This window comes from Micromonospora sp. CA-240977, assembly GCF_050942285.1.
GTDB lineage: Bacteria > Actinomycetota > Actinomycetes > Mycobacteriales > Micromonosporaceae > Micromonospora.
In genome coordinates this window covers 3,345,238-3,369,000 of record NZ_CP192055.1, presented here as the reverse complement: position 1 = coordinate 3,369,000, position 23,763 = coordinate 3,345,238, and the positions used below count along the sequence as shown (strand labels likewise).

25 protein-coding genes are annotated in these 23,763 nt (G+C 72.6%); 6 read left to right on the top strand and 19 right to left on the bottom strand.

What is annotated here, in order from left to right:
• Positions 1-4 precede the first annotated feature (4 nt).
• The 3 genes from ACQPWW_RS15365 to ACQPWW_RS15355 form a co-directional block, all read right to left on the bottom strand.
• Positions 5-511 carry a DinB family protein gene (locus tag ACQPWW_RS15365; RefSeq protein ID WP_433133273.1) on the bottom strand — a complete coding sequence of 169 codons (507 nt, stop codon included), beginning with the start codon at positions 509-511 and terminating at the stop codon, positions 5-7.
• A gap of 50 nt (positions 512-561) precedes the next feature.
• Complete coding sequence (locus tag ACQPWW_RS15360; protein WP_433133271.1) at positions 562-1,401, bottom strand: M15 family metallopeptidase; 840 nt, start codon at positions 1,399-1,401, stop codon at positions 562-564.
• A 64-nt stretch (positions 1,402-1,465) separates the two neighbouring features.
• On the bottom strand, positions 1,466-2,434 hold the full coding sequence (locus ACQPWW_RS15355) for an acetylxylan esterase (protein WP_433133269.1): 969 nt from the start codon (positions 2,432-2,434) through the stop codon (positions 1,466-1,468).
• A gap of 183 nt (positions 2,435-2,617) precedes the next feature.
• Between ACQPWW_RS15355 and ACQPWW_RS15350 the strand changes: the two genes are divergently transcribed.
• The gene (locus ACQPWW_RS15350) at positions 2,618-3,652 is read left to right on the top strand and encodes a LacI family DNA-binding transcriptional regulator (RefSeq protein ID WP_433133267.1); all 1,035 of its coding nucleotides are present in this window, start codon (positions 2,618-2,620) and stop codon (positions 3,650-3,652) included.
• Positions 3,653-3,787: 135 nt separating this feature from the next.
• Here the strand turns inward: ACQPWW_RS15350 and ACQPWW_RS15345 are convergent, their stop codons facing one another.
• The 3 genes from ACQPWW_RS15345 to ACQPWW_RS15335 all read right to left on the bottom strand — a co-directional run bounded on the left by ACQPWW_RS15345 (position 3,788) and on the right by ACQPWW_RS15335 (position 6,673).
• Positions 3,788-4,615, bottom strand: coding sequence for a peptidylprolyl isomerase (locus tag ACQPWW_RS15345; protein WP_433133265.1), 828 nt, complete (start codon positions 4,613-4,615; stop codon positions 3,788-3,790).
• A 70-nt stretch (positions 4,616-4,685) separates the two neighbouring features.
• Positions 4,686-5,894 carry a D-alanyl-D-alanine carboxypeptidase family protein gene (locus ACQPWW_RS15340; protein ID WP_433133263.1) on the bottom strand — a complete coding sequence of 403 codons (1,209 nt, stop codon included), beginning with the start codon at positions 5,892-5,894 and terminating at the stop codon, positions 4,686-4,688.
• Between the two features lie 50 nt (positions 5,895-5,944).
• Positions 5,945-6,673: a MerR family transcriptional regulator gene (locus tag ACQPWW_RS15335; RefSeq protein ID WP_433133261.1), complete on the bottom strand. Its 729-nt coding sequence runs from the start codon at positions 6,671-6,673 to the stop codon at positions 5,945-5,947.
• Positions 6,674-6,838: 165 nt separating this feature from the next.
• On the opposite strand from ACQPWW_RS15335, the gene ACQPWW_RS15330 reads away from it, so the two are divergent.
• Positions 6,839-9,118, top strand: coding sequence for an ATP-binding cassette domain-containing protein (locus ACQPWW_RS15330; protein WP_433133259.1), 2,280 nt, complete (start codon positions 6,839-6,841; stop codon positions 9,116-9,118).
• Between the two features lie 94 nt (positions 9,119-9,212).
• Here the strand turns inward: ACQPWW_RS15330 and ACQPWW_RS15325 are convergent, their stop codons facing one another.
• The 5 genes from ACQPWW_RS15325 to ACQPWW_RS15305 form a co-directional block, all read right to left on the bottom strand.
• Positions 9,213-9,632 carry a protein-tyrosine phosphatase family protein gene (locus tag ACQPWW_RS15325; RefSeq protein WP_433133257.1) on the bottom strand — a complete coding sequence of 140 codons (420 nt, stop codon included), beginning with the start codon at positions 9,630-9,632 and terminating at the stop codon, positions 9,213-9,215.
• Positions 9,633-10,385: 753 nt separating this feature from the next.
• A complete protein-coding gene (locus tag ACQPWW_RS15320) occupies positions 10,386-10,949 on the bottom strand; it encodes a hypothetical protein (RefSeq protein WP_433133255.1) in 564 nt (187 codons plus the stop codon).
• Between the two features lie 610 nt (positions 10,950-11,559).
• Positions 11,560-12,204, bottom strand: a complete 645-nt coding sequence (locus tag ACQPWW_RS15315; RefSeq protein ID WP_433133253.1) for a response regulator — start codon at positions 12,202-12,204, stop codon at positions 11,560-11,562.
• The gene (locus ACQPWW_RS15310) at positions 12,195-13,358 is read right to left on the bottom strand and encodes a sensor histidine kinase (RefSeq protein WP_433133251.1); all 1,164 of its coding nucleotides are present in this window, start codon (positions 13,356-13,358) and stop codon (positions 12,195-12,197) included. The genes ACQPWW_RS15315 and ACQPWW_RS15310 overlap by 10 nt, the downstream gene beginning before the upstream one ends.
• A gap of 84 nt (positions 13,359-13,442) precedes the next feature.
• The gene (locus ACQPWW_RS15305) at positions 13,443-14,237 is read right to left on the bottom strand and encodes a DedA family protein (protein WP_433133249.1); all 795 of its coding nucleotides are present in this window, start codon (positions 14,235-14,237) and stop codon (positions 13,443-13,445) included.
• 82 nt (positions 14,238-14,319) lie between these two features.
• Here ACQPWW_RS15305 and ACQPWW_RS15300 point away from each other — a divergent pair, with 82 nt between their 5' ends.
• From ACQPWW_RS15300 to ACQPWW_RS15290, 3 genes are read left to right on the top strand one after another with little or no spacing between them, the layout of a single operon-like run.
• Positions 14,320-15,018 (top strand): carbon-nitrogen hydrolase family protein, encoded by a 699-nt coding sequence (locus ACQPWW_RS15300; RefSeq protein WP_433133247.1) that lies wholly within the window; start codon positions 14,320-14,322, stop codon positions 15,016-15,018.
• A gap of 26 nt (positions 15,019-15,044) precedes the next feature.
• Entirely contained in the window at positions 15,045-15,350 is a 306-nt protein-coding gene (locus ACQPWW_RS15295; RefSeq protein ID WP_433133245.1) for a VOC family protein, read from the top strand.
• 45 nt (positions 15,351-15,395) lie between these two features.
• Positions 15,396-15,893 (top strand): DinB family protein, encoded by a 498-nt coding sequence (locus ACQPWW_RS15290; protein ID WP_433133243.1) that lies wholly within the window; start codon positions 15,396-15,398, stop codon positions 15,891-15,893.
• A gap of 9 nt (positions 15,894-15,902) precedes the next feature.
• On the opposite strand, the gene ACQPWW_RS15285 is transcribed toward ACQPWW_RS15290, so the two are convergent.
• From ACQPWW_RS15285 to ACQPWW_RS15250, 8 genes are all read right to left on the bottom strand, one after another.
• Positions 15,903-16,778, bottom strand: coding sequence for an alpha/beta fold hydrolase (locus tag ACQPWW_RS15285; protein ID WP_433133241.1), 876 nt, complete (start codon positions 16,776-16,778; stop codon positions 15,903-15,905).
• Between the two features lie 122 nt (positions 16,779-16,900).
• Entirely contained in the window at positions 16,901-17,542 is a 642-nt protein-coding gene (locus ACQPWW_RS15280; RefSeq protein ID WP_433133239.1) for a histidine phosphatase family protein, read from the bottom strand.
• A gap of 33 nt (positions 17,543-17,575) precedes the next feature.
• Positions 17,576-19,030, bottom strand: a complete 1,455-nt coding sequence (locus ACQPWW_RS15275; protein WP_433133237.1) for a protein kinase domain-containing protein — start codon at positions 19,028-19,030, stop codon at positions 17,576-17,578.
• A gap of 98 nt (positions 19,031-19,128) precedes the next feature.
• Positions 19,129-19,332, bottom strand: a complete 204-nt coding sequence (locus tag ACQPWW_RS15270; RefSeq protein ID WP_433133235.1) for a hypothetical protein — start codon at positions 19,330-19,332, stop codon at positions 19,129-19,131.
• Positions 19,333-19,334: 2 nt separating this feature from the next.
• On the bottom strand, positions 19,335-20,399 hold the full coding sequence (locus ACQPWW_RS15265) for a LacI family DNA-binding transcriptional regulator (protein ID WP_433133233.1): 1,065 nt from the start codon (positions 20,397-20,399) through the stop codon (positions 19,335-19,337).
• A gap of 216 nt (positions 20,400-20,615) precedes the next feature.
• Positions 20,616-21,458, bottom strand: a complete 843-nt coding sequence (locus tag ACQPWW_RS15260; RefSeq protein ID WP_433133231.1) for an SAM-dependent methyltransferase — start codon at positions 21,456-21,458, stop codon at positions 20,616-20,618.
• Between the two features lie 88 nt (positions 21,459-21,546).
• Positions 21,547-22,428: a helix-turn-helix domain-containing protein gene (locus tag ACQPWW_RS15255; RefSeq protein ID WP_433134361.1), complete on the bottom strand. Its 882-nt coding sequence runs from the start codon at positions 22,426-22,428 to the stop codon at positions 21,547-21,549.
• Between the two features lie 149 nt (positions 22,429-22,577).
• Entirely contained in the window at positions 22,578-22,817 is a 240-nt protein-coding gene (locus ACQPWW_RS15250) for a DUF397 domain-containing protein (protein WP_030490204.1), read from the bottom strand.
• A gap of 266 nt (positions 22,818-23,083) precedes the next feature.
• On the opposite strand from ACQPWW_RS15250, the gene ACQPWW_RS15245 reads away from it, so the two are divergent.
• On the top strand, positions 23,084-23,734 hold the full coding sequence (locus tag ACQPWW_RS15245; protein WP_433133228.1) for a GGDEF domain-containing protein: 651 nt from the start codon (positions 23,084-23,086) through the stop codon (positions 23,732-23,734).
• Positions 23,735-23,763 lie beyond the last annotated feature (29 nt).

Below are 23,763 nucleotides of genomic sequence, written 5' to 3'. Positions count from 1 at the left end.
GGCACTAGACGCCCACGGTGCCGTCGACGCCCTCGCGGAGAAGGTCGGCGTGACCGTTGTGCCGGGCGTACTCGTGGATCAGGTGCAGCATCACCAGCCGCAGCGACACCGTCTCGCCCGAACGGACGTTCCGGCCGGTCACGTCGAGCGACGCCGCCGCCCGCTCGATCCGGCGGGCGTGCTCGACCTCGCGCTGCCAGGCGTCGAAGGCCTCGGCCCGGGTGGCCGAGCTGGCGTCGTACGCCTGCTGGAAGTCGCCGGTCTCGGACCAGACCAGCGGGATGTCCGCGCCGTCGATGACCCGCCGGAACCAGGCGCGTTCCACCTCGGCCATGTGCCGCACCAGACCCAGCAGGGACAGCGTGGAGGGCGGCATCGACTGCCGGCGCAGCTCCTCGTCGGAGAGACCCTCGCACTTGAGGGCCAGCGTCGCGCGGTGGAAGTCGAGGAAGGCGCGCAGGGTCTCCCGCTCGTCGCCGGTGAGCGGAGGGCCGATCCGTTCGGTGGTCATTGCAGTGATCCTGCCGGACGGTGCCGCCGGCGGTGCGGTCGGGCGGCCCGTCAACCGACCGACGAGCGGGCGACCGGCGCGGCGAAGAAGGTGTCCGGGTACGGCTCGTCGCGGAGGCTGTAGTGCCACCACTCCCTGTCGTAGTTGACGAAGCCGGCGTCGGTCATCAGCCGTCGCAACAACCGCCTGTTGTCCCGCGCCGTCGCGCTGACGCGGGGGTCGGCGGTGTGCGCCCGGGAGTCGAAGCAGTCGAAGCCCGTACCCATGTCGATGCTGTTGTCGGCGAAGCGCCGCTCCCGGGGCGCGGTGCAGGCGACCAGCGGCTGCCCGGGCCGGTACGCGGGCTGGGCGGCGGCGGGGTCGTCCACAAGCGTCAGGTCCATGGTGCTGCCCCGGCTGTGCGCGGTGGGCGCCCCGATGTAGCCGTCGGCGAAGAGCCGGTCCTTGGCCACGTCCGGGTAGAACTCGGCCTTGGTCTGCTGCTCGCCGGGGCGCTTCGACCAGGCGACGAGGTCGTCCACCGCCGGCTGCGGGCGGTAGCAGTCGTACACCTTGAGGCGGTGTCCACCGGCCAGCGCGGCGTCCTGCACCCGGCGCAGCGACTCGGCGGCCTGCCGGGTGAGCAGGCACAGCGGCTCCGGGTAGCCGGTGATCGGGCGGCCCACGAAGTTGTGCGCCGTGGCGTAGCGGATGTCGGCGTGGATGCGCGGGTCGAGGTCGGTCAGTACCACGAACCCGGGCAGCCGCCCCGCGGCGGAGCGGGACGTCGCGGGGGTGGGCTGGGGGGTGGGACTCACCGGCGTCGACTGCGGCGCGGGGCGGGGCTCCGGCCGCGAGCAACCGGCGAGCAGCGCGGCGACCGCGAGCACGACGGCGATCCGGTGACCCACCCCTCCTGTCTATCAGCCGGGCCGGCACCGCGGGCCTGATGCGCCCGTTCCGGGTCGGCCCCGCTCAGCCCTCGATCAGGTGGGCGCGCAGGAAGACCAGGGCCGACTCGTCGTCGTCGATCCCACCGGCCTCGTGGCCGTTGTAGCGCCACACCGCCAACTCGGTGGGCCCGGCGTGCGCGTTGACCGCCGCGTAGACCGTCGACGGCGGCACGATCTCGTCCATCAACGCCACCGAGTACCGCGTCGGGCGGCGGCAGCGCCGGGCGAAGTTGACACCGTCGACGTACGCGAGGGTGGCCAGCACCCGCTCCTCGGCGTCGCGGTGGATCGCCAGGTAGTCGCGGATCTCCCGGTAGGGGCGGGCGGCGGTGGTCACCACCGCGCGCGGGATGTCGCAGAGGAACGGCACGAACGCGACCACCGCCCGCACCCCGGGCGCCAGCGCGCCGGCCGCGAGCGCCAACCCGCCGCCCTGACTGTGCCCGAGCACCGCCACCCGGGTCGGGTCGACAAGCGGCAGGGTCCGGACGGCGTCCACCGCCCGGACCGCGTCGGTGATCAGCCGTCGGTAGTAGTAGGTCTTCGGGTCGGCGATCCCCCGGGTGGTGACGCCGGGCGCCTCCGGGCCGGCCGCGCCGAGGTCCGGGGTGTCGCCCCGGCTCCATCCCGAGCCCTGCCCCCGGGTGTCCATCTGCAGGTGCGCGAACCCCGCAGCGGCCCAGAGCAGGTTCTCCAGCGGGTGCCCGCGCCCGCCGCCGTAGCCGGCGAACTGGACCACCGTCGGCAGCGCCGTGGCGGCGCCGCGAGGCACCCGCAGCCAGGCCCGCACGGTCTGGCCGGCGAAACCCGCGAAGGTCACGTCGAACACGTCGATGCTGTCCAACTCGGTCGCGACCGGCTCGGCCCGCACCGGCCAGCCGGCATGCCGGGCCTCCGCCAGGGTGTCGGCCCAGAAATCGTCGAAGTCCGCCGGATCCTGGACGACGCCGCGGTAGTCCCGCAACTGTTCCTCAGGTAGATCGGTGTACATGCCGTCCTCGTCCGACGAACTTCCGGAAAGATTCCGTAACTTCGCCGAACGCTAGAACCGACCTGGCATGTCGTCAACCCCCGTCGGTGAGGCAAGATGACGCGTGGAACGGGCACACCGTTCCGGGATCCTCGGTTGACGACATCTCGCTGTCGTTCTTCCGGCTCGGTGAAGGAGACGCGGGTGGGCGCGGACGACGGACGCAGGGTGACCATCACCGCGATCGCACGGGAAGCCGGGGTGTCGGTGCCGACCGTGTCGCGGGTGCTCAATGGTCGCTCCGATGTCGCCCCGGACACCCGGGAGCGGGTCGAGGAGTTGCTACGCCACCACGGCTACCGGCGACGCACCAGCCGCAGCGTCCGCCGCGCCGGCCTCGTCGACCTGGTCTTCAACGACCTGGACAGCCCCTGGGCGGTGGAAATCATCAGGGGCGTGGAGGACGTCGGGCACGGCGCGGGTGTCGGCACTGTGGTCTCCGCGATCCACCAGCAGCCCACCGCGGCCCGGCAGTGGCTGCAGAACCTGCGCACCCGGGCCACCGACGGCGTCATCTTCGTGACCTCGCACCTGAGCCCGCCGCTGCACGCGCAACTGCGCCGCCTCAACGTGCCGGTGGTGGTCGTCGACCCGGCCGGGGTGCCGGCCATGGACGTCCCGACGATCGGCGCCACCAACTGGGCCGGCGGGCTCGCCGCGACCGAACACCTGCTCGCGATCGGGCACCGGCGCATCGGCCTGGTGGCCGGGCCGACGCACCTGCTGTGCAGCCGGGCGCGGCTCGACGGCTACCGGGCCGGGTTGGAGAGCGCCGGGGTGCCGGTGGACGACGCGCTTGTCTACCCGGGCGACTTCTACCACGCCTCCGGGTTCGCCGGCGCGACCGCGCTGCTCAACCTCGCCGACCCGCCGACCGGCATCTTCGCCGCGAGTGACCAGATGGCCTTCGGCGTCTACGAGGCCATCCGGCGCCGTGGGCTGCGGGTGCCGGACGACGTGAGCGTCGTCGGCTTCGACGACCTGCCGGAGGCCCGCTGGGCGTCGCCACCGCTGACCACTGTGCGGCAGCCGTTGGTCGAGATGGGACGGTTGGCGGCGCGGACCGTGCTGCGCCTGGCCCAGGGCGAGGGCATCGACTCGCCGCGGGTCGAACTCGCCACGGAGTTGGTCGTCCGCGACAGCACCGCCCCACCGTCCGGGTCGCCCGGCCCGTCGTGACGGTCGGAACTGGGTCGGAAACCGGTTGGACCAGTTCCGATCCACTCCCGGAACTTTCGGCTTGGCGGGCTGACCCCCGGCTGGCGCTCCCGCCGGAGCGGTGAGCGACCGAGGGTCGCCCACCGCGCCGCGCGATCAGTGGTGGTGGTGCGCCCGGACGGCCCGACGAATGGTCACCGGCAGCGCGGGCGCGCCGTCGACCGGCGCCGGGTCCTCGGCGGTCGGCGCCACTCCCCCGGCGGCGATCCGGTCCAGGGTGGCCAGCCCGGCCGCGTCGACCTCGCCGAAGATCGTGTAGTTGGGGCGCAGCGCCGAGTTGGCGTAGACCAGGAAGAACTGGCTGCCGTTGGTGTCCGGCCCCGCGTTGGCCATGGCCAGCACACCCCTGGCGTACACCCGACGTTCCCCGGTCGGGTCGGTGGGCGCCGGCGGCAGGTCGGTCGGCAGCTCGTCGCGGTACCGGTATCCCGGGCCGCCCTCGCCGGTGCCGGACGGGTCACCGCACTGCAACACGCTCAGGGTGGGGTACGCGGTCAGCCGGTGGCACGGGGTGCGGTCGTAGAAACGCTTGCCGACCAGGTGCAGGAAGCTCTGTACGGTGCACGGCGCGGCGGCCCGGTCCAGCGTCAGCCCGATCGGCCCGTGGTTGGTCGTCAGTGTCACCCGGACGCTGCCCCGGGCCGGGGTGCGCCCCGGGTCGGGCGGCAGCGGCACCGGCCGGGCCGCCGGCTCGTCGGGTGTCTCGGTGTACGCGCACGGGCCGTGGGTGGTGCGCGGCGGTCGGGTGGCGGCGTCAGCGGCGGCGGAAGCGCTGGTGGGGTCGGCTGGCGCGGCGACCGCGCCGGCGGACGCCCCGACGACAAGCGCCCCGGCGAGCGCGGTCACCCCCGCGAGGCGGGACAGGGCGCGCACCGGCCGGCGGGGTGCCGCCCCGCCGGGGCGCGGTTCGAGTTCACTCGACACTGTGATCCTCCTGGACTCGTGGTGCCAGAAAGACCGGAGTCTATGGACGTCAGCGCCCGATGTCGATCCGTCAGGGCAGCCGGCGGCGACGCCGCCACAGCAGCCCGCCCAACAGCGCCAGCACCCCCGCGCCGCTCACCGCGGCCACCGACCACAACCACCCCGAGCCGGTACGCGCGGGCCCGCTGGCCGCCGCCGGCCGAGGCACGCCGGGCCCCGCCAGCGCGGACGGCGCCGCCGACGCGGTGGCTGTCAACTCCCCCGCTTCGACCAGCCGGCCGACGGAGGCGTTCCGGGGCAGCGTGAAACCCCAGTCCAGCAGGGCCGCACCCTGCTCCCAGCCCCGCAGCGGCGCCGATTCGGCACCCAACAGGGTCACCACCAGCCGTCGACCGCCACGTTCCGCCGCACCCACGTAGGTGTGCCGGGCCAGATCGGTGAAGCCGGTCTTGCCGCCGAGCGCGCCCGGGTACCGGTAGATGAGCTGGTTCTCGTTCTGGATCTGGAAACCCTTCGTGCGCTGCGCCGGCTGGGTGGGAATCTGCGTCTGCTCGGTCAGCGCGTACCGGCGGAAGGCCGGCTCGGCGAAACAGGCCCTGGCGATCAACGCCAGGTCGTACGCGCTTGTGAACTGTCCCTTGCCGTCCAGCCCCGACGGGGTGACCGCGTGGGTCTGGAGTGCGCCGAGGTGGTGGGCGTGCTCGTTCATGGCGCGTACGCCGGCGGCGCTGTCCGTACCGCTGCCGAGTCGGGCCAGCGCGTTGGCGGCCTCGTTGCCGGAGTTGAGCAGCAGACCCAGCCAGATGGTCTCGATGGTGTAGCGACCACCAGCGACAAGCCCCACCGCGGAGGAGCCGGGCTCGATGTTCATGTCGTCCTCGGTGACGGTGACCGTCTGCTTCGGGTCCAACCGGGGCAGCATCGTGGCCGCCAGCAGGAGCTTCTGCACGCTGGCCGGGGTGCCGTACTCGTGGGGGCCGCAACCGCCGAGCACCTGGCCGCTGTCCAGGTCGGCGACCAGCCACGACGTGGCGGTGATCGCCGGTGGCGCGGTCGCGTCGGCCGGCACGACCAGGCCGGACGTGTCCAGCGCCGCGCCGCCGACCACCCGCTGCTCGGGCACGGCGGGCGGCGGTGCGGGTCGGGGCGGACGGGACATCGCCGGGGCCGGCGCCCGCGGGCAGCGCACGGTCGGCCCGGCGGACCCTCCCGCGGCGGCGACCGGCGCGGGAGCGAGCAGGATGGCGGACGCCGTGGCCGCCAGCAACGCAGCTCTCATGTGCCCGACCCTAGTCAACAAGATCGGCCGGCGGGACGGGATGCGGTCGGTCAGTCCGCCTCGCCGCGACCGCGCAGGTAGTCGTGCAGCGCGGCAGTGCCCCGCAGCCGGCGCAGGCTCCGGGTGTGCAGGTCCTGCTCGCGGCGGGCAAGTTCGGCGCGGACCCGCTGGGGGCTGCCCGTGGTCCGCAGCTCCCCCAGCACCGCCTCGATGATCTCGAACGGGTACGCGCCCCGGCGGAGCAGCGCGATGACCTGCGCGGCGCGGAGTTCCGCCTCGTCGTACACCCGGTAGTTGGTGCCCGGGGTGCGGCCCGGCCGCAGCAGTTCGCGCTGCTCCCAGAGCCGTAGTTGGGAGGTGCGCACCCCGACCAGGGCGGCGACCTCGCCGATGCGGGCGGCGCGGCGCGGCGCGGGCCGGACCGCCGGTGGGCTGGCCAGCACGGTCTCGAAGGCGCCGAGCACCCGGCGGATCTCGGCGCGTTCCCGGTCCAGCTCGGCGTGGCCGCCGTCGAGCGCCGCGAGGGCCGCCGGCAGGTCGCCCCGGTGCACCGCGGTCATGATCTCCCGGGCCCGGCTCCAGCCGTGCCCCTCGGCCAGCCGCCGCGCCACCCTGAGCGCCCGGGAGTGCTCGGTCGTGAAGATCCGGTAGCCGCTGGCGGTCCGCCGAGCCGGCGGCAGCACACCCTGCTCGACGTAGTTGCGCACCTGCTGCACCGAGATCCCGACGGTGGCGGCCAGGTCCACGGCGCGGAGCCGGTCCTTCGGGGCGACGTCCACGCACGCCACCGTACCGCTTACGTCGTGATTTGAGACTTCCCGGGAGATCCCGCCTCACCCGCCTGCGAAAGTTCGCCAAAAGTCTCTACATGGGGATGAATGAGACAATGGAACCCGCACGCATCGGCGGGGCAGTGCCCCGCCACGACTCCGTGAAGGGTTCGCATGTCGCAGCCAGCAAGGTCCGCCGCCGACAGCCACGAGATGATCGAGGTACGCGGAGCGCGGGAGAACAATCTCGCCAGCGTCTCGGTCGACATCCCCAAGCGCCGGTTGACCGTCTTCACCGGCGTCTCCGGATCAGGCAAGTCGTCGCTGGTCTTCGGCACCATCGCCGCCGAGTCCCAGCGCATGATCAACGAGACCTACAGCGCGTTCCTCCAGTCGTTCATGCCGAACCTCAACCGGCCGGACGTCGACTCGCTGCGCAACCTCAGCGCGGCAATCGTCGTCGACCAGGAGCGGATGGGCGTCAACTCCCGCTCCACCGTCGGCACCGCCACCGACGCGTACGCCATGCTGCGGATCCTCTTCAGCCGACTCGGCCAGCCGTCGATCGGCGGCGCCGGGGCGTTCAGCTTCAACCTGCCCGAGGGCATGTGCCTCACCTGCGAAGGGCTGGGCCGCGTCTCCGACCTCGACATCAGCGAGCTGGTGGACGTCGAGCGCTCCCTCAACGACGGCGCGATCACCGTGCCCAACTTCGCCGTCGGCTCCTGGTACTGGCAGACCATCGTCGGCTCCGGCCTCTTCGACCCGGACGTCAAACTCCAGGACTTCACAGCGCAACAGTGGGAGGACTTCCTGCACAAGCCGGCCACGAAGATCAAGGTGGGCAGCAACAACTGGACGTACGAAGGGCTGGCGGTCAAGGTCAAGCGGCTCCTTCTCGCCAAGGACCGCGAGTCGATGCAACAGCACATCCGCGCCTTCGTCGACCGGGCGGTCACCTTCACCACCTGCGGCGACTGCGGCGGCACCCGACTCAACGCGGCGGCCCTGTCGTCGCGGATCGCCGGACGCACCATCGCCGACTGCTCGGCCATGCAGATCAGCGACCTGGCGACGTTCGTCCGGGGCATCGACGACCCGGGGGTCGCGCCACTGATCGCCAACCTGCGGGACCTGCTGGAGTCCCTTGTCGAGATCGGGCTGGGCTACCTCAGCCTGGACCGGGAGTCCGCCACCCTGTCCGGCGGTGAGGCGCAACGGGTCAAGATGGTCCGGCACCTCGGCTCCAGCCTCTCCGACGTCACGTACGTCTTCGACGAACCCACAGTCGGCCTGCACCCGCACGACATCGCCCGGATGAACGACCTGCTCCTGCGGCTGCGCGACAAGGGCAACACGGTGCTGGTGGTCGAGCACAAGCCGGAGACCATCGCGATCGCCGACCACGTTGTCGACCTCGGACCGGGGGCCGGCATCGACGGCGGCCGGATCTGCTTCACCGGCGACGTGCCCGCTCTGCGCCGCTCCGACACCCTCACCGGCCGGCACCTGGACCACCGGGTGACAGTGCGCGACCAGGTACGCCCACCGACCGGGCAGCTCAGCATCCGCCAGGCCGACCTGCACAACCTGCGCGACGTGGACGTGGACATCCCACTCGGCGTGCTCACCGTCGTCACCGGCGTCGCCGGTTCCGGCAAGAGCTCACTGATCCACGGCTCGCTGCGCGGCCGGTCCGGGGTGGTCATCGTGGACCAGTCCCCCATCCGCGGGTCCCGGCGCAGCAACCCGGCCACCTACAGCGGGCTGCTCGACCCGATCCGTACCGCCTTCGCCAAGGCCAACGGCGTCAAGGCGGCCCTGTTCAGCGCCAACTCCGAGGGCGCCTGCCCGGCCTGCAAGGGGATCGGCCTGATCTACACGGACCTGGCGATGATGGCCGGCGTCGCCAGCGTCTGCGAACGGTGCGAGGGGCGACGCTTCACCGACGAGGTCCTCACGTACACGCTGCGCGGCAAGAACATCAGCGAGGTGCTGGCCATGTCGGTCACCGAGGCGTACACCTTCTTTCCGCACCCCATCCTCGGTCGGCTTGTCGACGTCGGGCTGGGCTACCTCAGCCTCGGCCAACCGTTGACCACCCTGTCCGGCGGGGAACGGCAACGACTCAAGCTCGCCATCCACCTGGCCGAGAAGACCACCACGTACGTGCTTGACGAACCCACCACCGGCCTGCACCTGGCCGACGTGGACCAACTGCTGGCCCTGCTCGACCGGATGGTCGACGCCGGCAACACGGTGATCGTCATCGAGCACCACCAGGCGGTCATGGCCCACGCGGACTGGCTCATCGACCTGGGCCCCGGCGCCGGCCACGACGGCGGCCGGATCGTCTTCACCGGCACTCCCGCCGACCTGGTCGCCCGTGGTGACACGCTCACCGCCACCCACCTGCGCGAGTACGTCAACACGCCGGCGGCCCGACAGGGGTAGGCCCAGCGGCGGGCGGGTGGCGGTCGCGGCGGGCGGGCGGGTGGCGGTCGCGGCGGGCGGGCGTGGCGGGCGGGCGGTCGCGGCGGGCGGGCGGTCAGGCGACGCGGCGCAGCCAGCGCCGCTGCCAGGGAGTTTCCACCGCCCTGGGGTGGTACCCCTCCCGGACCCACGACACCGCCCGCTCGGCCGGCACGCCGTCGAGGATCGCCATCGCGGCCAGCGCGGTTCCGGTGCGACCCACCCCACCCCGACAGGCCACCTCGACGCGCGCCCCGTCGTGGGCACGCCGCAACGCCGCCCGCAGCGCATCCAGGGCATCCTCCCGATCGGTCGGCACCCAGAAATCGGGCCACCGGATCCGCCGGTGCGGCCACGCCGGCTCCGGGCCGGGGGCCAACAGCAGGGCGAAATCGGCAGGCGAGGTCACCGCGGCGATGCGGCGCCCGCGCACCGTCACCCCACTGGGGAGTACGAGCAAACCAGCCTGCTCAGCCCAGGCCTGAGAACCAGTCACCCGAGCAATTGTGCCGCTCCCGGCCCGGCCGGTGGGCACAGACAGCGCCGCCCCCGGCCTTGTGGACCGGGGGCGGCGCTGGTGTCGGTGTGCAGGTCGCCTCTCGGCGAGTGGCACGACGCGGCTCCAGCCGAACGGTATTCCGCGAAGGCGATATTAGGTGAGGCCCGGGGACACTGAGTCACACCGACACCCTCTACAACCAGCCAAGCCCCGGCGTTGTTCCCCGCGTCGGGCCGGTCAGGGTCGCAGTGCCAGCCGCAGGCGCGAAGCCGGCCGCGGGGCACGGCACCCGTCGCGAAGCCCGCCGCGGGCGCGAAGCCCACCGCAGGCACGAAGCCCGTCGCAGGCACGAAGCCCGTCACGGACGCGAAGCCCGCCGCAAGCACAAGCCCGCCGCGGGCGCGGGCCGGTCGCGGGCGCGGGCCGGTCGCGGGCAGGTGCCGGTCGCGGGCAGGCGCAGGCCCCGGACACGGGCGCGGCGCCCGTCGTGGGCACGAAGCCCGTCGCGGGCGCGAGACTAGCCACGAACGGCGGGGCCGCCGCGAGATCTTGGACAGTTTCCGTTAGCCGCTGACGGAAACTGTCCAAGATCTCCGACCAACCGCCGTCGCAGGCCGGGGTGATCGCCTCCCCGGGTGCCCGACACTGCGTCGCGCCAGCCCCACAACCCATCGCCGCAGCCGCGAATGCCGCTGGCCGGCACCCCGGGTGTGGGGTGCCGGCCAACGGTCGGTGTTCAGCCGGTGGGGGTCAGCTGTTCCAGTACTGGCCGACCAGGTCGGTGGCCTGCTGCTCCCACTGGGCGTACGCGTCCGGGTAGGCGGACACCTGCACGGTCTGCGCGGCCTCGGTCAACGGCATGTCCTGCCAACCGTCGACCTGCTTGAGGCCCTTGAGGAACGCCGTCGTCGAGTAAGCCGGGTCAGTGATCTGCTCCGGAGTACCCCAACCCGAGCTCGGGCGCTGCTGGAACAGGCCCAGCGAGTCGTGGTCGTTGCTGTCACCCAGATGACCCAGGTTCTCCAACTTCGACTCCTGCAGACTCGTCGCGATCGAGATCACCGCGGCCCGCTCGGGCAGGCCGGCCTTCTTCGTCGCGGCGATGATCGCCTTCACGTTGGCGGTCTGCTCGTCGTTCAGGGGAATCCGGGACTGCTCGCCCTGCGGCTTCGGCGCACTGGTCTGCACCGTGGCCGCGACGGGCTTGCCCTCGACCGGGGTGGCGGCGTGGGCGGCGATCGGACCGGCGAACACACCACCGGCGAACGCGAGACCAGCAACAGACAGCACACTCTTACGCATGATCGTGTTCATGGGGGTAGCTCCTTCGGGGGTAGGAACACCCAAACCACTGACCGGGGGGCCGGCGGCACGGGTGCGAGCACCTCGTCCGGCGCTGCACAAAACAGGGGAAAAGTCGGGAGGGTGGGCGACCGGCAAGCCGGAAGGCTCACGACGCGCAAAATTGCGGCGACCTCACAAGCGGGGCTCGTACCAGGTTCGGTGAGCGGGGGCTTGTGGTGCCGGGTCCAGATGTAACGACCGGCGGGCCGGGGTCATTCCAGGGGCGGCCCATCCACCGGCACCCTCGCGAAAGCGGTGACCGGGCGGTCGTTCGTGGGGACTGCAACGACCTGACCGCGACCCGCATTCCAACCCCGTCGGGCGGGGCGGCGAGCCGGTGGTGCTGCGATCGTCAGGGTATGTAACGACCCCGGCCCGGCCATGATTCCGGGCCACGGGTGCACCCGGTCACTGGTCAGACCGCCCACGACCGGACATCAAGCCCACATACACCGACCACGCCGACCCCGAAACGCCCCACCGAACCATGATCGACTCGGGATCAGCGAAACCGGGGTATCGGAGCCAACCGGACACCCCCGGTATCGGGGACCCTGTCAGCATCACCCCGACGAGGGCATCAGCTGCCCAGGTAGCGCAGCACCGCGAGGATCCGACGGCTGTACCCGGTGGCCGCTCCGAGATCGAGCTTGTCGAAGATGGCGTTGACGTGCTTCTCCACCGCGCTCTGCGAGACGTGCAGCCGTTGCGCGACAGCGCTGTTCGTGTGGCCTTGGGCCATCTCGTGCAGGACGTCCCGTTCGCGGGGTGTGAGCCTCCCGAACGGGTCAGGTCGCTCCGAGCCGGCCACGACCTGACGAACCACCTCCGGGTCGAGCGCGGTGCCCCCGGCGGCCACCCGGTCCAGTGCGTCGAGGAAGTCGTCGACCTGGGCGACCCGGTCCTTGAGCAGATAGCCGACCCCCTCGGGACGGTCCGCGAGCAGACGGCCGGCGAAGCGCCGCTCCACGTACTGGGAGAGCACCAGGACACCGGTGCTGGGCCAACGTCGACGGATCTCCAGGGCGGCACGCAGCCCGTCGTCGGTGTGGGTGGGCGGCATCCGGACGTCGGTGACGACCACCTCCGGACGGGTTCGTCCGACCGCCTCGACCAGTTCGTCGGCGGTGCCGACCGCCGCGACCACCTCGTGCTCCTCCTCGGCGAGCAGGCGTGTCAGGCCCTCCCGGAGCAGTGTCGAGTCTTCGGCGAGGACTAGCCGCACGGCAGCTCCGCCAGCACGGTGGTCGGGCCGCCGGCCGGGCTGGTCACCCGCAGCCGGCCGTCCAGTGCGGCGACCCGTCGGGCCAGGCCGGCCAAGCCTCGCCCGGTGGGGTCCGCGCCGCCGACGCCATCATCGTGTACGCGCATCCGGACCCAACCCTCCCGTACCCCGATCTCGACCGCGACCAGCGTAGCGGCGGCGTGCTTCGCGGCATTGGTGAGCGCTTCGCAGGCCACGAAGTACAGCACCGTCTCGATCTGCCGGTCGGGGCGGATCGGCAGATCGCAGCGGATCCGCACCGGCACCTCGGAACGACGGGCGACCATGGTGAGCACGGCGCCGAGGTCGCTGCCCTCCAGCGCCGACGGGTAGACCCGCCACGCCACCTCGCGCAGTTCCTCGACGGCCCGCTGCACGTCCTCGTGTGCCTGTGCGAGCAGGGCTGCGGTGCGGTCGGCGTCGCGGGCACGCCGCGCCCGGCCGAGCAGCATGCCGAGGGCGACGAGCCGCTGTTGGAGGCCGTCGTGCAGGTCGCGTTCGATGCGCTGCCGTTCGGCGTCGACCGCCGCGATGACCCCGGCCCGGCTGCTTGTCAACTCGTCGACCCGCCGCGCCAGCTCGGCCCGACTTCCGGGGCCGAGCAGCCGCCGCGCCAGCCGGACGTCCAGCGCGGCGACGCTGGCGAGGGCCTGGACGTTGAGCAGCAGGAGCACCACCCCGACGGCGGCCTGTGCCAGGGTGTCGAGGAGGGACAGCTCGCCACGTACCGCCGCGCGGACCACGATCCCGGCCAACACCAGGCCGACGCCGAGCATCGCGTACGCGAGGAGGCCGAGCGCTCCGGGCAGCAGGCGGGCCGCCAGGTAGCCGACCTGCCGCCGGGTCGCCACCTCGTGGACCGGGAGTGGTTCGCCCTCGGGGAGCAGCAGCCGACGGAGCCGGTCACGTTCCAGGCCGACGAGCCATCCGGCGTACCGCCGGGTGAGCCGGGCGACCCCGCGAGCGGCCGGCGGCACGGGCGCGGACACGGCGAACGCGACGGCCGCGAGAACCAGGACGGCGAGCTCGACGACGCCGGTAGCGCTGCCGGCGGCGACGCCGACCGGCAGCCGGAGACGAGCCCACCACCTGTCGACCCGACGCTCTCCGGTCACCTGTCCTCCCCCGTCCGTGGCGTGTCGGTCGTCATCGGGTCCTGCGGCGACAGGTGGAGCAGAGGCTGGGTAGCGCATGCCGGGCTAGCGCTCGTCCGAGGTCCACGTACCGCTTCGGTAGAGGGTGCCGCGCCCACCCGGATCGGGCACACCGAGCGCCGGTTCGCCGCGCCCGGCGTCACCGGGTTCGGCCCCCTCGGGGTTACGGGCGGCGCGGCGGGCGCGCAGCACACGGGACCCGACGAACCAGGCGACCGCCGCCGCGCAGATCACGATCACGACCTTCTGGAGCGTGCTCGCGTACCCCTCGACGAGGTGCCAGTTGTCGCCGAGCAGGTAGCCGGCGAGGACGAAGGTGGTGTTCCAGATCAGGCTGCCCAGCGTGGTGTAGAGCAGGAACGTGCCCACCGGCATGCGCTCCACCCCGGCCGGGATGGAGATCAGGCTCCGGAAGATCGGGATCATCCGACCGAAGAAGACGGCCTTCACGCCGTGCCGGAGGAACCACGCCTCGGTCCGGTCCACGTCGCTGAGCTTCACCAGCGGCAGCCGGGCCACGATGGCCCGCATCCGGTCCCGACCCAGCGAGGCGCCGACCAGGTAGAGCGCCAGCGCGCCCACCGCCGAGCCCAGCGTGGTCCAGAAGATCGCGCCGACCAGACTCATCCGGCCCTGCGCCGCGACGAACCCGGCCAGCGGCAGGATCACCTCGCTGGGGATCGGCGGAAACAGGTTCTCCAGCGCCACGGCCAGACCGGCGCCCGGCCCGCCGAGTCGTTCCACCAGGTCACTGACGTAACCGACGAGGCCACCCTGCGGTGGTTCCGCAGCGGCGGTGGGGGTTCCGGTGGCGAGCACGGCGTGGGACGTTCGAATCATGCGCCCACCGTACGAAGTGATCCTGAAAGCCGACCATGCGGTTGACCGCCCGGCCGCGCGACCCGACCACACCGCTGGGGGTGTGGAAAACCGCACCCCACTGCGGCTCGCGGTCGCGCAGCCGCCGTGCGTACCCCTCGATGTCGCGGAGAACGCGCGGGCGCACGCCGCCGCGGTCCGCGCGGCGGCGGCCCGGGTGGTGGTCTTTCCCGAGCTGTCCCTCACCGGGTACGAGTTGGACGCGCCGGTCGTGTCGGTCGACGACCCGCGGTTGGTGCCGCTGGTCGAGGCGTGCGCCGAGACGGGCGCGGTGGCCCTGGCCGGGGCACCGGTCGCCGGCGACCACATCGGGGTGCTGGCGGTGACCGGCGCCGGGGTGACGCTGGCGTACCGGAAGATGTGGCTGGGGGCCGCCGAGGCCCGCCGGTTCCGGCCGGGCGACGCGCCGGTCGTGCTCGAGGTGGACGGCTGGCGGGTGGGACTGGCGGTCTGCAAGGACACCGGCGTCCCCGCGCACGCGGAGCGGACCGCGGCGCTCGGGATCGACGTCTACGCGGCGGGTGTCGTGGAGTCCGCGCGCGACGCGGCAGTGACGGACCAGCGGGCGCACCGGATCGCGACCGCCCAGCGGGTCTGGGTGGCGGTGGCGAGTTTCGCCGGCTCCACCGGGGGTGGTTTCACCGAGACGGCGGGGCGGTCGGGTGTCTGGACTCCGGCGGGCGAGGTGGTCGCGCGCGCGGGCACCGAGCCGGGTGAGTCGGTCGGCGTCACGCTCGGTTGACCGGGCTCGACTGGCCTTCCTGCTCGGTGGCGTCCTGCTCGCGCTCTTCCCGCTGCCGGAGCTGGCCGCGGAGGCGGCCCCGGGCGTGCCCGATCCGGCCGGCGGCTGGTCCGGCGTCACCCCTGGCGTGCGTTGTCGACGGTCGCGAGGAGGTCGACCTGGCTTTCGCCGCGGCGGTCGCTGCGGGCGCGACGGTGGTGGCGGCGCCCACCGACCGGCCCTGGGGTGGGCGCTCCGGCTACATCGCCGACCCGGAGGGCAACCGGTGGGAGATCGCCTGGGCGGGCACTGCCGTCTTCGACGAGCGGGGCGCGCTCGTCTCGTTCGGCTGAGTGGAGGGGTTTGCGTCTCGACAATGACCTTGGAATGCTTCGCGGGTGACTTCTTTTCCGGGGACCTTCGCCGACGATGTCGTGAGCCAGCCGGCGCAGGCTCAGCTCGAGGCGTTCATCGACGAGCATCGCCGAGACCTCAACGGCTGTCTGGACGGGCTGACCGAGGAGCAGGCGCGCCGTTCGTTGGTGCCGTCCCGGACCACGCTGCTGGGTCTGGTGAAGCACGCCGCGTTCGTGGAGAAGGTCTGGTTCGACGAGGCCGTCACCTGCCGGTCCCGCTCGGAGATCGGCATTCCCGCGACGCCGGACGAGTCGTTCATCCTCACCGACGACGACACGATCGCCAGCGTCCAGCGGGCGCACCGCGAGGCGTGCGAAGCCTCCCGCCGCGCGACGGCGTCGTTGAGCCTGGACGACATCCTGCGCGGCCATCGGCGCGGCCCGGTGCCGCTGCGATGGGTGTACCTGCACGTGCTGCGCGAGCTGGCGCAGCACTGCGGGCATGCCGAGATCCTGCGTGAGCAACTCCTGGCGGAGTAGCGGGGGCGGTCAGCCGGCGTCCAACACCTCCCGCAACCGTGCCGCGAACTCCTCGGGCTTGCCCGCGTAGCCGAACTCGCCACCGAGGAAACCGCCGTGGTGACTCGGGAACACCACGGCCTCCTGGCCGAGCAGGGCCGCCAGACCGAGGGCCGTACGCGCGGTGTACGTCCCGGCCGACTCCTCGCCGACGGCCACCACGATCCGGGTCGGCGCCGCGGTGAGCCGGTTCGCGTCGGGACGGTAGTCGCTGATCGCCCACGACAGGTCCGACAGCAACGGGTCGTCGCGGTTGCCGTCGTCCTCGGTGGACAGACCGAACGTCGCCGGGTCGGGCGTGGGCTGGGCGAAGTAGGCGTCGGTGAACTCGCCCTGCCACGAGGTCATCGCGATGAACGCGGCCATGCCCGCGCCGGCGCCCTTCGTCTGGTACGCCTGGTAGAAGTCGGCGCGAGCGCGTTCGGCGGCCCCGGCGTCGGGAAGCACCGCGTTGATCGGCGGCTCGTGCGCCACCAACGTGACGACGTCGCCCGGGTAAGCCGCGACGAGTTCGAGCGCCGTGACCGCACCGCCGCTGCTGGCGAACAGGTCGACCGGGCCGGCGCCGAGCGCCTCGATCAGCTGGTGCAGGTCGGCCGCCTGCTGCTGCGGCGTGTGGTCGCTGCGACCGTCGGTACGGACGCTACGGCCGAGACCGCGCGGGTCGTAGGTGACAACGGTGCGGTCCGTGAAGTGCGGGGCGAGCGCGGTGAAACCCTCCGCCGTCATCGGTTGACCGATCATGAGCAGGACGGGGCGCCCGCCGGACGGGGGCAGCGGACCGCGGACATCGTAGACCAGGTCGACGCCGGGCACGGCGAGGGTGTGCGTCTGCGTTGTCGTCATGGTGGTGAGACTACGGCCGACGGAACCGGTGGGCGGCTACGCCGTGCCGTCGACCCGACTGGCCGATCAGTCGGATCCGGCGAAGCCGTTGAGCGCTGGTCGGGTTCGGCGGCGGTACTGGATCACGCTCCAGCCCAGCCGCCGGTGTCGCCGAAGCGCCGGAGCGTCCACCGGGCCGGCGGCCAACCGCCGGGGTCGTGGTCGCTGGTCCATTCGGTGATCGACGCCGGTGCGACGTCCAGGTCGAACGCGCGAAATATCGGCTGCGCGGCGAGCGCGTGGAACGCGCCCTCGACGGTCTCGCTGTGGCCGACCAGGATCACTGTGGCGCCCCGATGTCGATGCGCGATCTCCATGATCGCGCGGCTGACCCGGACCACCAGCTCGGCCCAACTCTCGTTGCCCTCCTCGAACGGCCGGAACACACCCCCGCCGGCCACCGCGTGTTCGGTGCGGAAGCGGGTGGTCGGCAGGCCGTCGGCGTACGGGGGTGTGTGCCAGGTGCACAGGCCGCAGTCGGCCACCGGTCGGACGCCGAACGCCGCGCCGATGGGTTGCGCGGTCTCGACGGCTCTGCGCAGGACCGACGAGTAGACCGCCACCGGTCCGTCGGCAGCAACGTCACGGGTGAGCCGGTTGGCCAGGTCGTGCGCCTGCTCGTGGCCGAGGGCGGTGAGGCCTCGACAACCCCGTGGCCCACCCACGATTCCTTCGACCTGATGAAGCGACTCGCCGTGCCGAACGAAGATCAGACGTGTCCGCATCGGGACATCATGCCAGCGGCATCGACGGCGATATCAGTCGTCCGTCCGGCCCGTGGAGAAGCTGCCGGCCCGGGTCAGCAGGGCGTCCAGTTGGGCGCCGGTCTGCGCTGGCAGCCTGTCGCGTTCCACCAACTCGGCGATGTGGTCGCGCAGGTCGGCGACGCGCTTGGCCCGGTCCCTGGTGTGCCGGTTGAGGTCGGCGAGGTCGTCGCGCAGATCGTCGGCGGTCCTGCGGTCGACGTCGCCGCGGGCGACCGCACCGGCGAGGACGGCGGCGAACTCGCTTGTCACCTCCCGGAGGCTGACCGGCACCTGCTGCCCGGCGGTCGGGGGCTCGGTGCTGGCGCTGGGTCGGGGCGAGGAGGGTGCCGCCGGCGTCGGCGAGTGCGTCGTGGGCGCGGGGTTCGGGGCGGAGGTCGACGGCGGGGCGGCCACCTGCGGCGAGGTGGGCGCGCTCGGCGTGCCGAACGGACCCTCGGCGAGCAGGGCGCCGACGCCGACCAGCACGGCGAGACCGGCCGCGACCAGCACGGCGAGGGGCCGGCGCGACCGGCGGCGGGTCGGCTCGGGGGCGGCCGGGGCGGGGCGGGCCGCCGAACGGTCGATCAGGGTGGGCGGGTGCGCCGCCGGCAGGATCCGCAGCAACTCGGTGGGCGGCTCGACCGGCTGGCCGGCGCCGAAGCGGCGGGCCAGATGGGCGGCGCTCGGCCGGTCGGCCGGGTTGGCGGCCAGGCAGGCGAGGGTCAGCTCGGCGATGTCGGCGGGGAGGCCGGGCACCCGTAGCGGCGGCACCGGAGTGCCGCGCCGATGCACGTCGAGGGCGTCCTCCCAGCTCTGCACTGGCAGCGGCGCCTGCCCGGTGAGGGTGCGGTAGAGCAGCGCGCCGAGGGCGTACACGTCGCTGGCCGGATCGGGCGGGCCGGCGGTCAGCCGCTCCGGGGCGAAGTAGGCGGGGGTGCCCATCAGCGGCTCGCCGGACTGGCCGTCGAGCCCACCGAGCGCGGCGATGCCGAAGTCGAGCACCTTGGCCCCGGTGTCGGTGAGCATGACGTTGCCCGGCTTGACGTCGCGGTGCACCACGCCGATGCGGTGCGCGGCGGCGAGCGCGGCGGCGATCTGTCCGGCCACCCGGACCGCTTCCGGCCAGGGCAGCGGCCCGCCGCGCAGGCGGTCGGCCAGGTTGTGGCCGTCGACGAGCTCCATCACCAGGTACGGGACCACGACGCCGTCGGACAGGGTCGCCTCGGCGTAGTCGTACACCTGGGTCACGTGTGGGTGGGTCAGCCGGGCGGCCGCGCGGGCCTCGCGTTGGATGGTGGCCCGCAGTTGCGGGTCGGCGGCGAGCTGCCCGGCGAGAACCTTGATCGCGACCGGTCGGCCGAGCACGTCGTCGTCGGCCCGCCACACCTCGGACATGCCACCGAGGCCGATCCGCTCGTGCAGTACGTAGCGGTCGTGCAGACGGAGGGTGGGCGTGAAGGGTGACATGGCCTCACCAGTCTGCCTGGCCGCGCCCTCCTCGACCACCCTCCGTGCCCGGACCCACACTGTTCGTCCCGTGCGTACCGGAATGAGTTTCGATCGGCTCAGGAGCAGCGCGGCGAGGCAGGCATCGGTCGCGGCTGGATGCGGTCGGCGAGCCGGCGCAGGGCGACGGCGGCGGCCAGCCGGGTCGGGGCGAGCAGGGCCGGGCGGACGCGTTTGACCTGGACCGGGGCGTCCGGTCGGGCCGAGTTGACGTGCCGGTTCATGGCGTCGAGCGCGGTGACGTAGCCGGTGGGAAGTTCCATGGTCAACTCCTCGGGACAGGTCCGGTGGAGTCCCGGACGACGAGTGCGGTGGGCAACAACACATGGCCGGCCGCGGCGTCCGCGGGCGGGTCGAGCAGGAGTTCGGCGGCGATCCGGCCCTTCTCCTCGGCTGGCTGTCGGACCGTGGTGAGGCCGGCCGCGGCGGCCTCGGGGACGTCGTCGAAACCGGTCACCGAGACCGGCGGGCGGGCGCCGGCCGGCCGCTGCGCCAGCGCGTCGAGCACACCGAGGGCAAGCACGTCGGAGCCGGCAAGCACGGCGGTCGGCGCCGTCGGCCCGTCGAACAGGCCGGCGACGGCGGCGGCGGCCGCCGGACGGCTGTTACCCGGGGCGTTGAGCACTGTCAGTTCGGCCCACCCGACGCCGACCTCGGCGAACGCGTCGGCGAATCCGGCGAGCCGGCCCCGGGTCGTGGGGTGCCCCGCCTCGTGCACACCGGACAGGCGGAGCGGGCCGGCGGGGGCGTCGGGGAGCACGGAGTCGGCGAGCAGGGCCACCCGGCGATGACCGAGTCCGGCCACGTGCGCGGCGACGCCACGCGCCGCGGCGCGCTCGTCGATGCCGACGAACCGCTCGTCGGGGCCGGCGTCCTCGCGGGCGGCGGTGCTGACGAACGGCAGCCCACGAGCGCGGATCACGTCCAACGCCCACTCCTCGTCGGCCACGCAGTAGACGCAGAACCCGTCGACCGCGGCGTTCTCCACCGCCCGCCGGGCGTCGGTCACGGCCGGCGGCAGCGGTACCAGCAGCATGCTGGTGCCGTGCCGCTCGGCCGCCCCGCCGACCCCGGCGAGGAAGCGGACCGCGAACGGGTCGGTGAAGGCGTAGGACAGTCGCGAGGTGAACAGCACCCCGATCGACCCGACGAAGCCCCGGCGCAGGGAACGTGCGGTGGGGTTGGGGCCGGGGTAGCCGAGTTGCCGGGCGGCGTCCAGGATCCGCTCGCGCAGGGTGGCGGAGAGCTGGTCGGGGCGGCTGTAGGCGTTGGACACGGTGCTGCGGGAGACGCCGACGGCGTCGGCCACGGCTTGCAGTGTTGGCTTCACCGGCACCTCTCTGTATCGATCCAGTCTGTATCGATACAGAGACTAGCTCGACCAGTCGGCGTCGGTCAATACGTGGATCCGACTCAGGAAACCGCTATGCCTCTGGGCGCCAGCGCAACCCGGCGGCCAGCCACGACGGCACAGCGGAGTGGCCCGGGCGCGTCGGAAGACCCCGGCGAGCTGGACGCCCTCGGTCGGGACCGTCGCCCGGCCGGGTCAGGGCAGGCGGGCGACAGCGCCGTACATGCCCACCTCGGCGGTCGAGGGACGCGGCAGCTCCTCGCCCTGGGCCCGCCACTCGGCGACCGAGGTGATGCCCGGCTCGACCAGGTCGAGACCGGTGAAGAAGCGGACGAACTCGTCCCGGGTACGCAGGTTGATCAACCCGTGCGGGCCGCCGCCCCGGGCCTTGGCCCTGAAGTCCGCGGCGACCGCCGGCGGAAGGTGGTCGTGGGTGCCGTGCGAGGCGACCAGGTAGCTGCCGGCCGGCAGCGCGTCGAGCAACTGCCGCACCAGCGCGTACGGGTCGTCGTCGTCGGACAGGAAGTGCAGGACCGCGACCAGCATGAGCGCGACCGGCTGCGACAGGTCGATGGCGCGGCGACACTCCGGGTGCGCGAGGATCCGCTGCGGATCGCGCAGGTCGGCGTCGATGTAGGCGGTGGCACCCACCGTCGAGCTGGTCAGCAACGCGCGGGCGTGGGCCAGCACGATCGGGTCGTTGTCCACGTAGACCACCCGGGTTTCCGGCGCGATGGCCTGGGCGACCTCGTGGGTGTTGTTGGCGGTCGGGATGCCGGTGCCGATGTCGAGGAACTGCCGGATGCCGGCCTCGCGGGCCAGGTATCCCACAGTCCGCTGGAGAAAACGGCGGTTTTCCAGGGCCGCGGTGCGCACGGACGGGAAGGCGGCCGTTATCGCGTCGCCGGACTCCCGGTCGGCCTGGAAGTTGTCCTTGCCGCCCAGCCAGTAGTTGTAGCGGCGGGCCGGGTGCGCCACCGAGGTGTCGATCCGGTCGCTCGGCGAGCCAGCCGTCGCGCCCGCAGCATCGGTGGTCAAGGCAGCCCCCGCAATGACGTCTGTCCACTGTCGCCGTTCGCGACCATGCTAGTGCCAGTGCGGGTGGGGCCGTGGCCCCACCCGTCGATCACGCGGGATAGAGGTCGTCAAGCAGGCCGCGGAGAATGTCCGCCGTGCGCTCGGGTGGCTCGGCCTCGACGCAGAGCCGCTCCATGGCCACCGCGTAGTAGTCCAGGTCGTCACGCTTGTCGAGGTAGATCGCGCTGGTGAGTTGTTCGATGTAGACGATGTCGGGCAGCTCCTGGTCACCGAAACGCAGGATGGTGAAGGCGCCCCCGGCGGCAGCGTGCCCCCCGGCGGCGAACGGGATGACCTGGAGCCGGATGTTCGGTGACTTGGTCGCCTCGATGAGCGCGGTGAGCTGGCCACGCATGACCTCGGGGCCACCGATCGGTCGGCGCAACGCCGCCTCGTCCACCACGGCCCAGAGCTGCGGCGGGCCCTGCCGGTGCAGCAACTGCTGCCGCTGCATCCGCAGGGCGACGCGCCTGTCGATCTCGTCCGGACCGGCCGTGCCGTGCCCGAGCAGCACGACCGCCCTGGCGTACTCCCGGGTCTGGAGCAGGCCGGGCACGAACTGCACCTCGTAGCTGCGGATCAGCGCGGCCGCGGCCTCCAGGCCGAGGTACGACTGGAACCAGGTCGGCAACACGTCGCCGTAGCGGTGCCACCAGCCGGGACTGTTGGCGTCCCGCGCGAGCTTGAGCAGCGCGTCACGCTCGTGTTCCTCCGTGACGCCGTAGAGGGTCAGCAGGTCGGAGACGTCGCGCTCCTTGAAACCGACCCGGCCCAGCTCCATTCGGCTGATCTTGGATTCGGAGGAGCGGATCTCCCAGCCGGCGCCCTCCCGGGTCACCCCGCTGGACTCCCGCAGGCGGCGCAACTGGGCACCGAGCAGCATCCGGAGCACTGTCGGCCCGGTTGTCGGGCCACCCTCGGCAGGAACCATCGTCACGTGCGGACCTCCGGACACCGACCCGTGATGGCCGGGCACCCCGGCCCGACCGACGTGTAAGCATGCCATGGACCGACAGTGAGGTGAACTCCTCCGGACCGGCTATTCGGTCCCGTCGCCGGGACGTTCCCGCCGACGAACGGTCAGTTGATGAGGTGATCGAAGTCGCCGTCGCGTGCGCCGAGCACGAAGGCGGTGATCTCGTCCACCGTGTAGATCAGGGCCGGCCCCTCCGGATGTCGCGAGTTGCGGACCGCGATGCCCGCTCCTCCGGGCAGTTCGGCGAGTTCGACACAGTTGCCGCTGGGGTTGCTTCGGCGGCTCTTCTGCCAGCTCAACGGAGGCAGCTGGTGGATCGGTACGCCATTGGGTGGCTGCTGCATGGAGGCGTCTTTCTGCTCACGAGCCCGCCGGTGGCCGTGGGAGGAGCGGTGACGGCGAGGGGGGTGCCATATCGACAGTGGACGGTCATGCACGTGCATCTGCTATTGCATCTGCACCGGACGGCGAGCATGATAACGCACGTGATCGGTGGCCATCCGTTCACTTTGAGTTACCCCTACAGGGGCAACCATCAGGTAAAACGTGGCCCCGACGCGGCACGCCGCGTCGACCGAGGCTGGAGGCGGTCGAGGCGATGGGAGGGTTCGTGCCGGATCCGATGAGTGTCGCCTCCGGCGTCTGTGCCGCCGGCGCCCTGCTCTCCTCCTGGCAGCTGCGGCGACGGGCGCTGCGCGCCGAGGCCGAGATCGGGCACCTGCACGCCGAGCTGGCCGCCGAACGGCACGCAGCGAGTCACGACCCCCTCACCGGGCTGCCCAATCGCCGCGCCTTCTACCGCCTCGCGGCCGCCCTGCTCACCGACGCGGCCGGCGAGCCGTTGATCGCCGTCGTGCTGGACCTGAACGACTTCAAACAGATCAACGACCAGTACGGGCACGCCGCCGGCGACCAGGTGTTGATCAGCGTGGCCGAGCGGCTCGCCGGCTTCGCCGGGGACAACCTCGTCGCCCGCCTCGGCGGGGACGAGTTCGCCGGGCTGCTCTCCACCCCCACCGTCGACCGGCGCTGGATCGAGCACGCCACCCGCCGTCTCAGTGAGACAGTCGCCGCGCCGATCCGACTGAGCGGATGCAGCGTCCGGGTCACCGCGTCCGTCGGGCTCGCCCCGGTGACCGGTCCGGCTCAGCTCACCGACGCGCTCAGCCGCGCCGACGCGGCCATGTACCAGGCGAAGAGCCTCGGCGGCGACCGGTCGCCCCGGCAACTCGTCGACAGCGCCCGCCTGGCCGAGCGCTGACCACGAGCCCGCCCGGCCGGTGACACGGG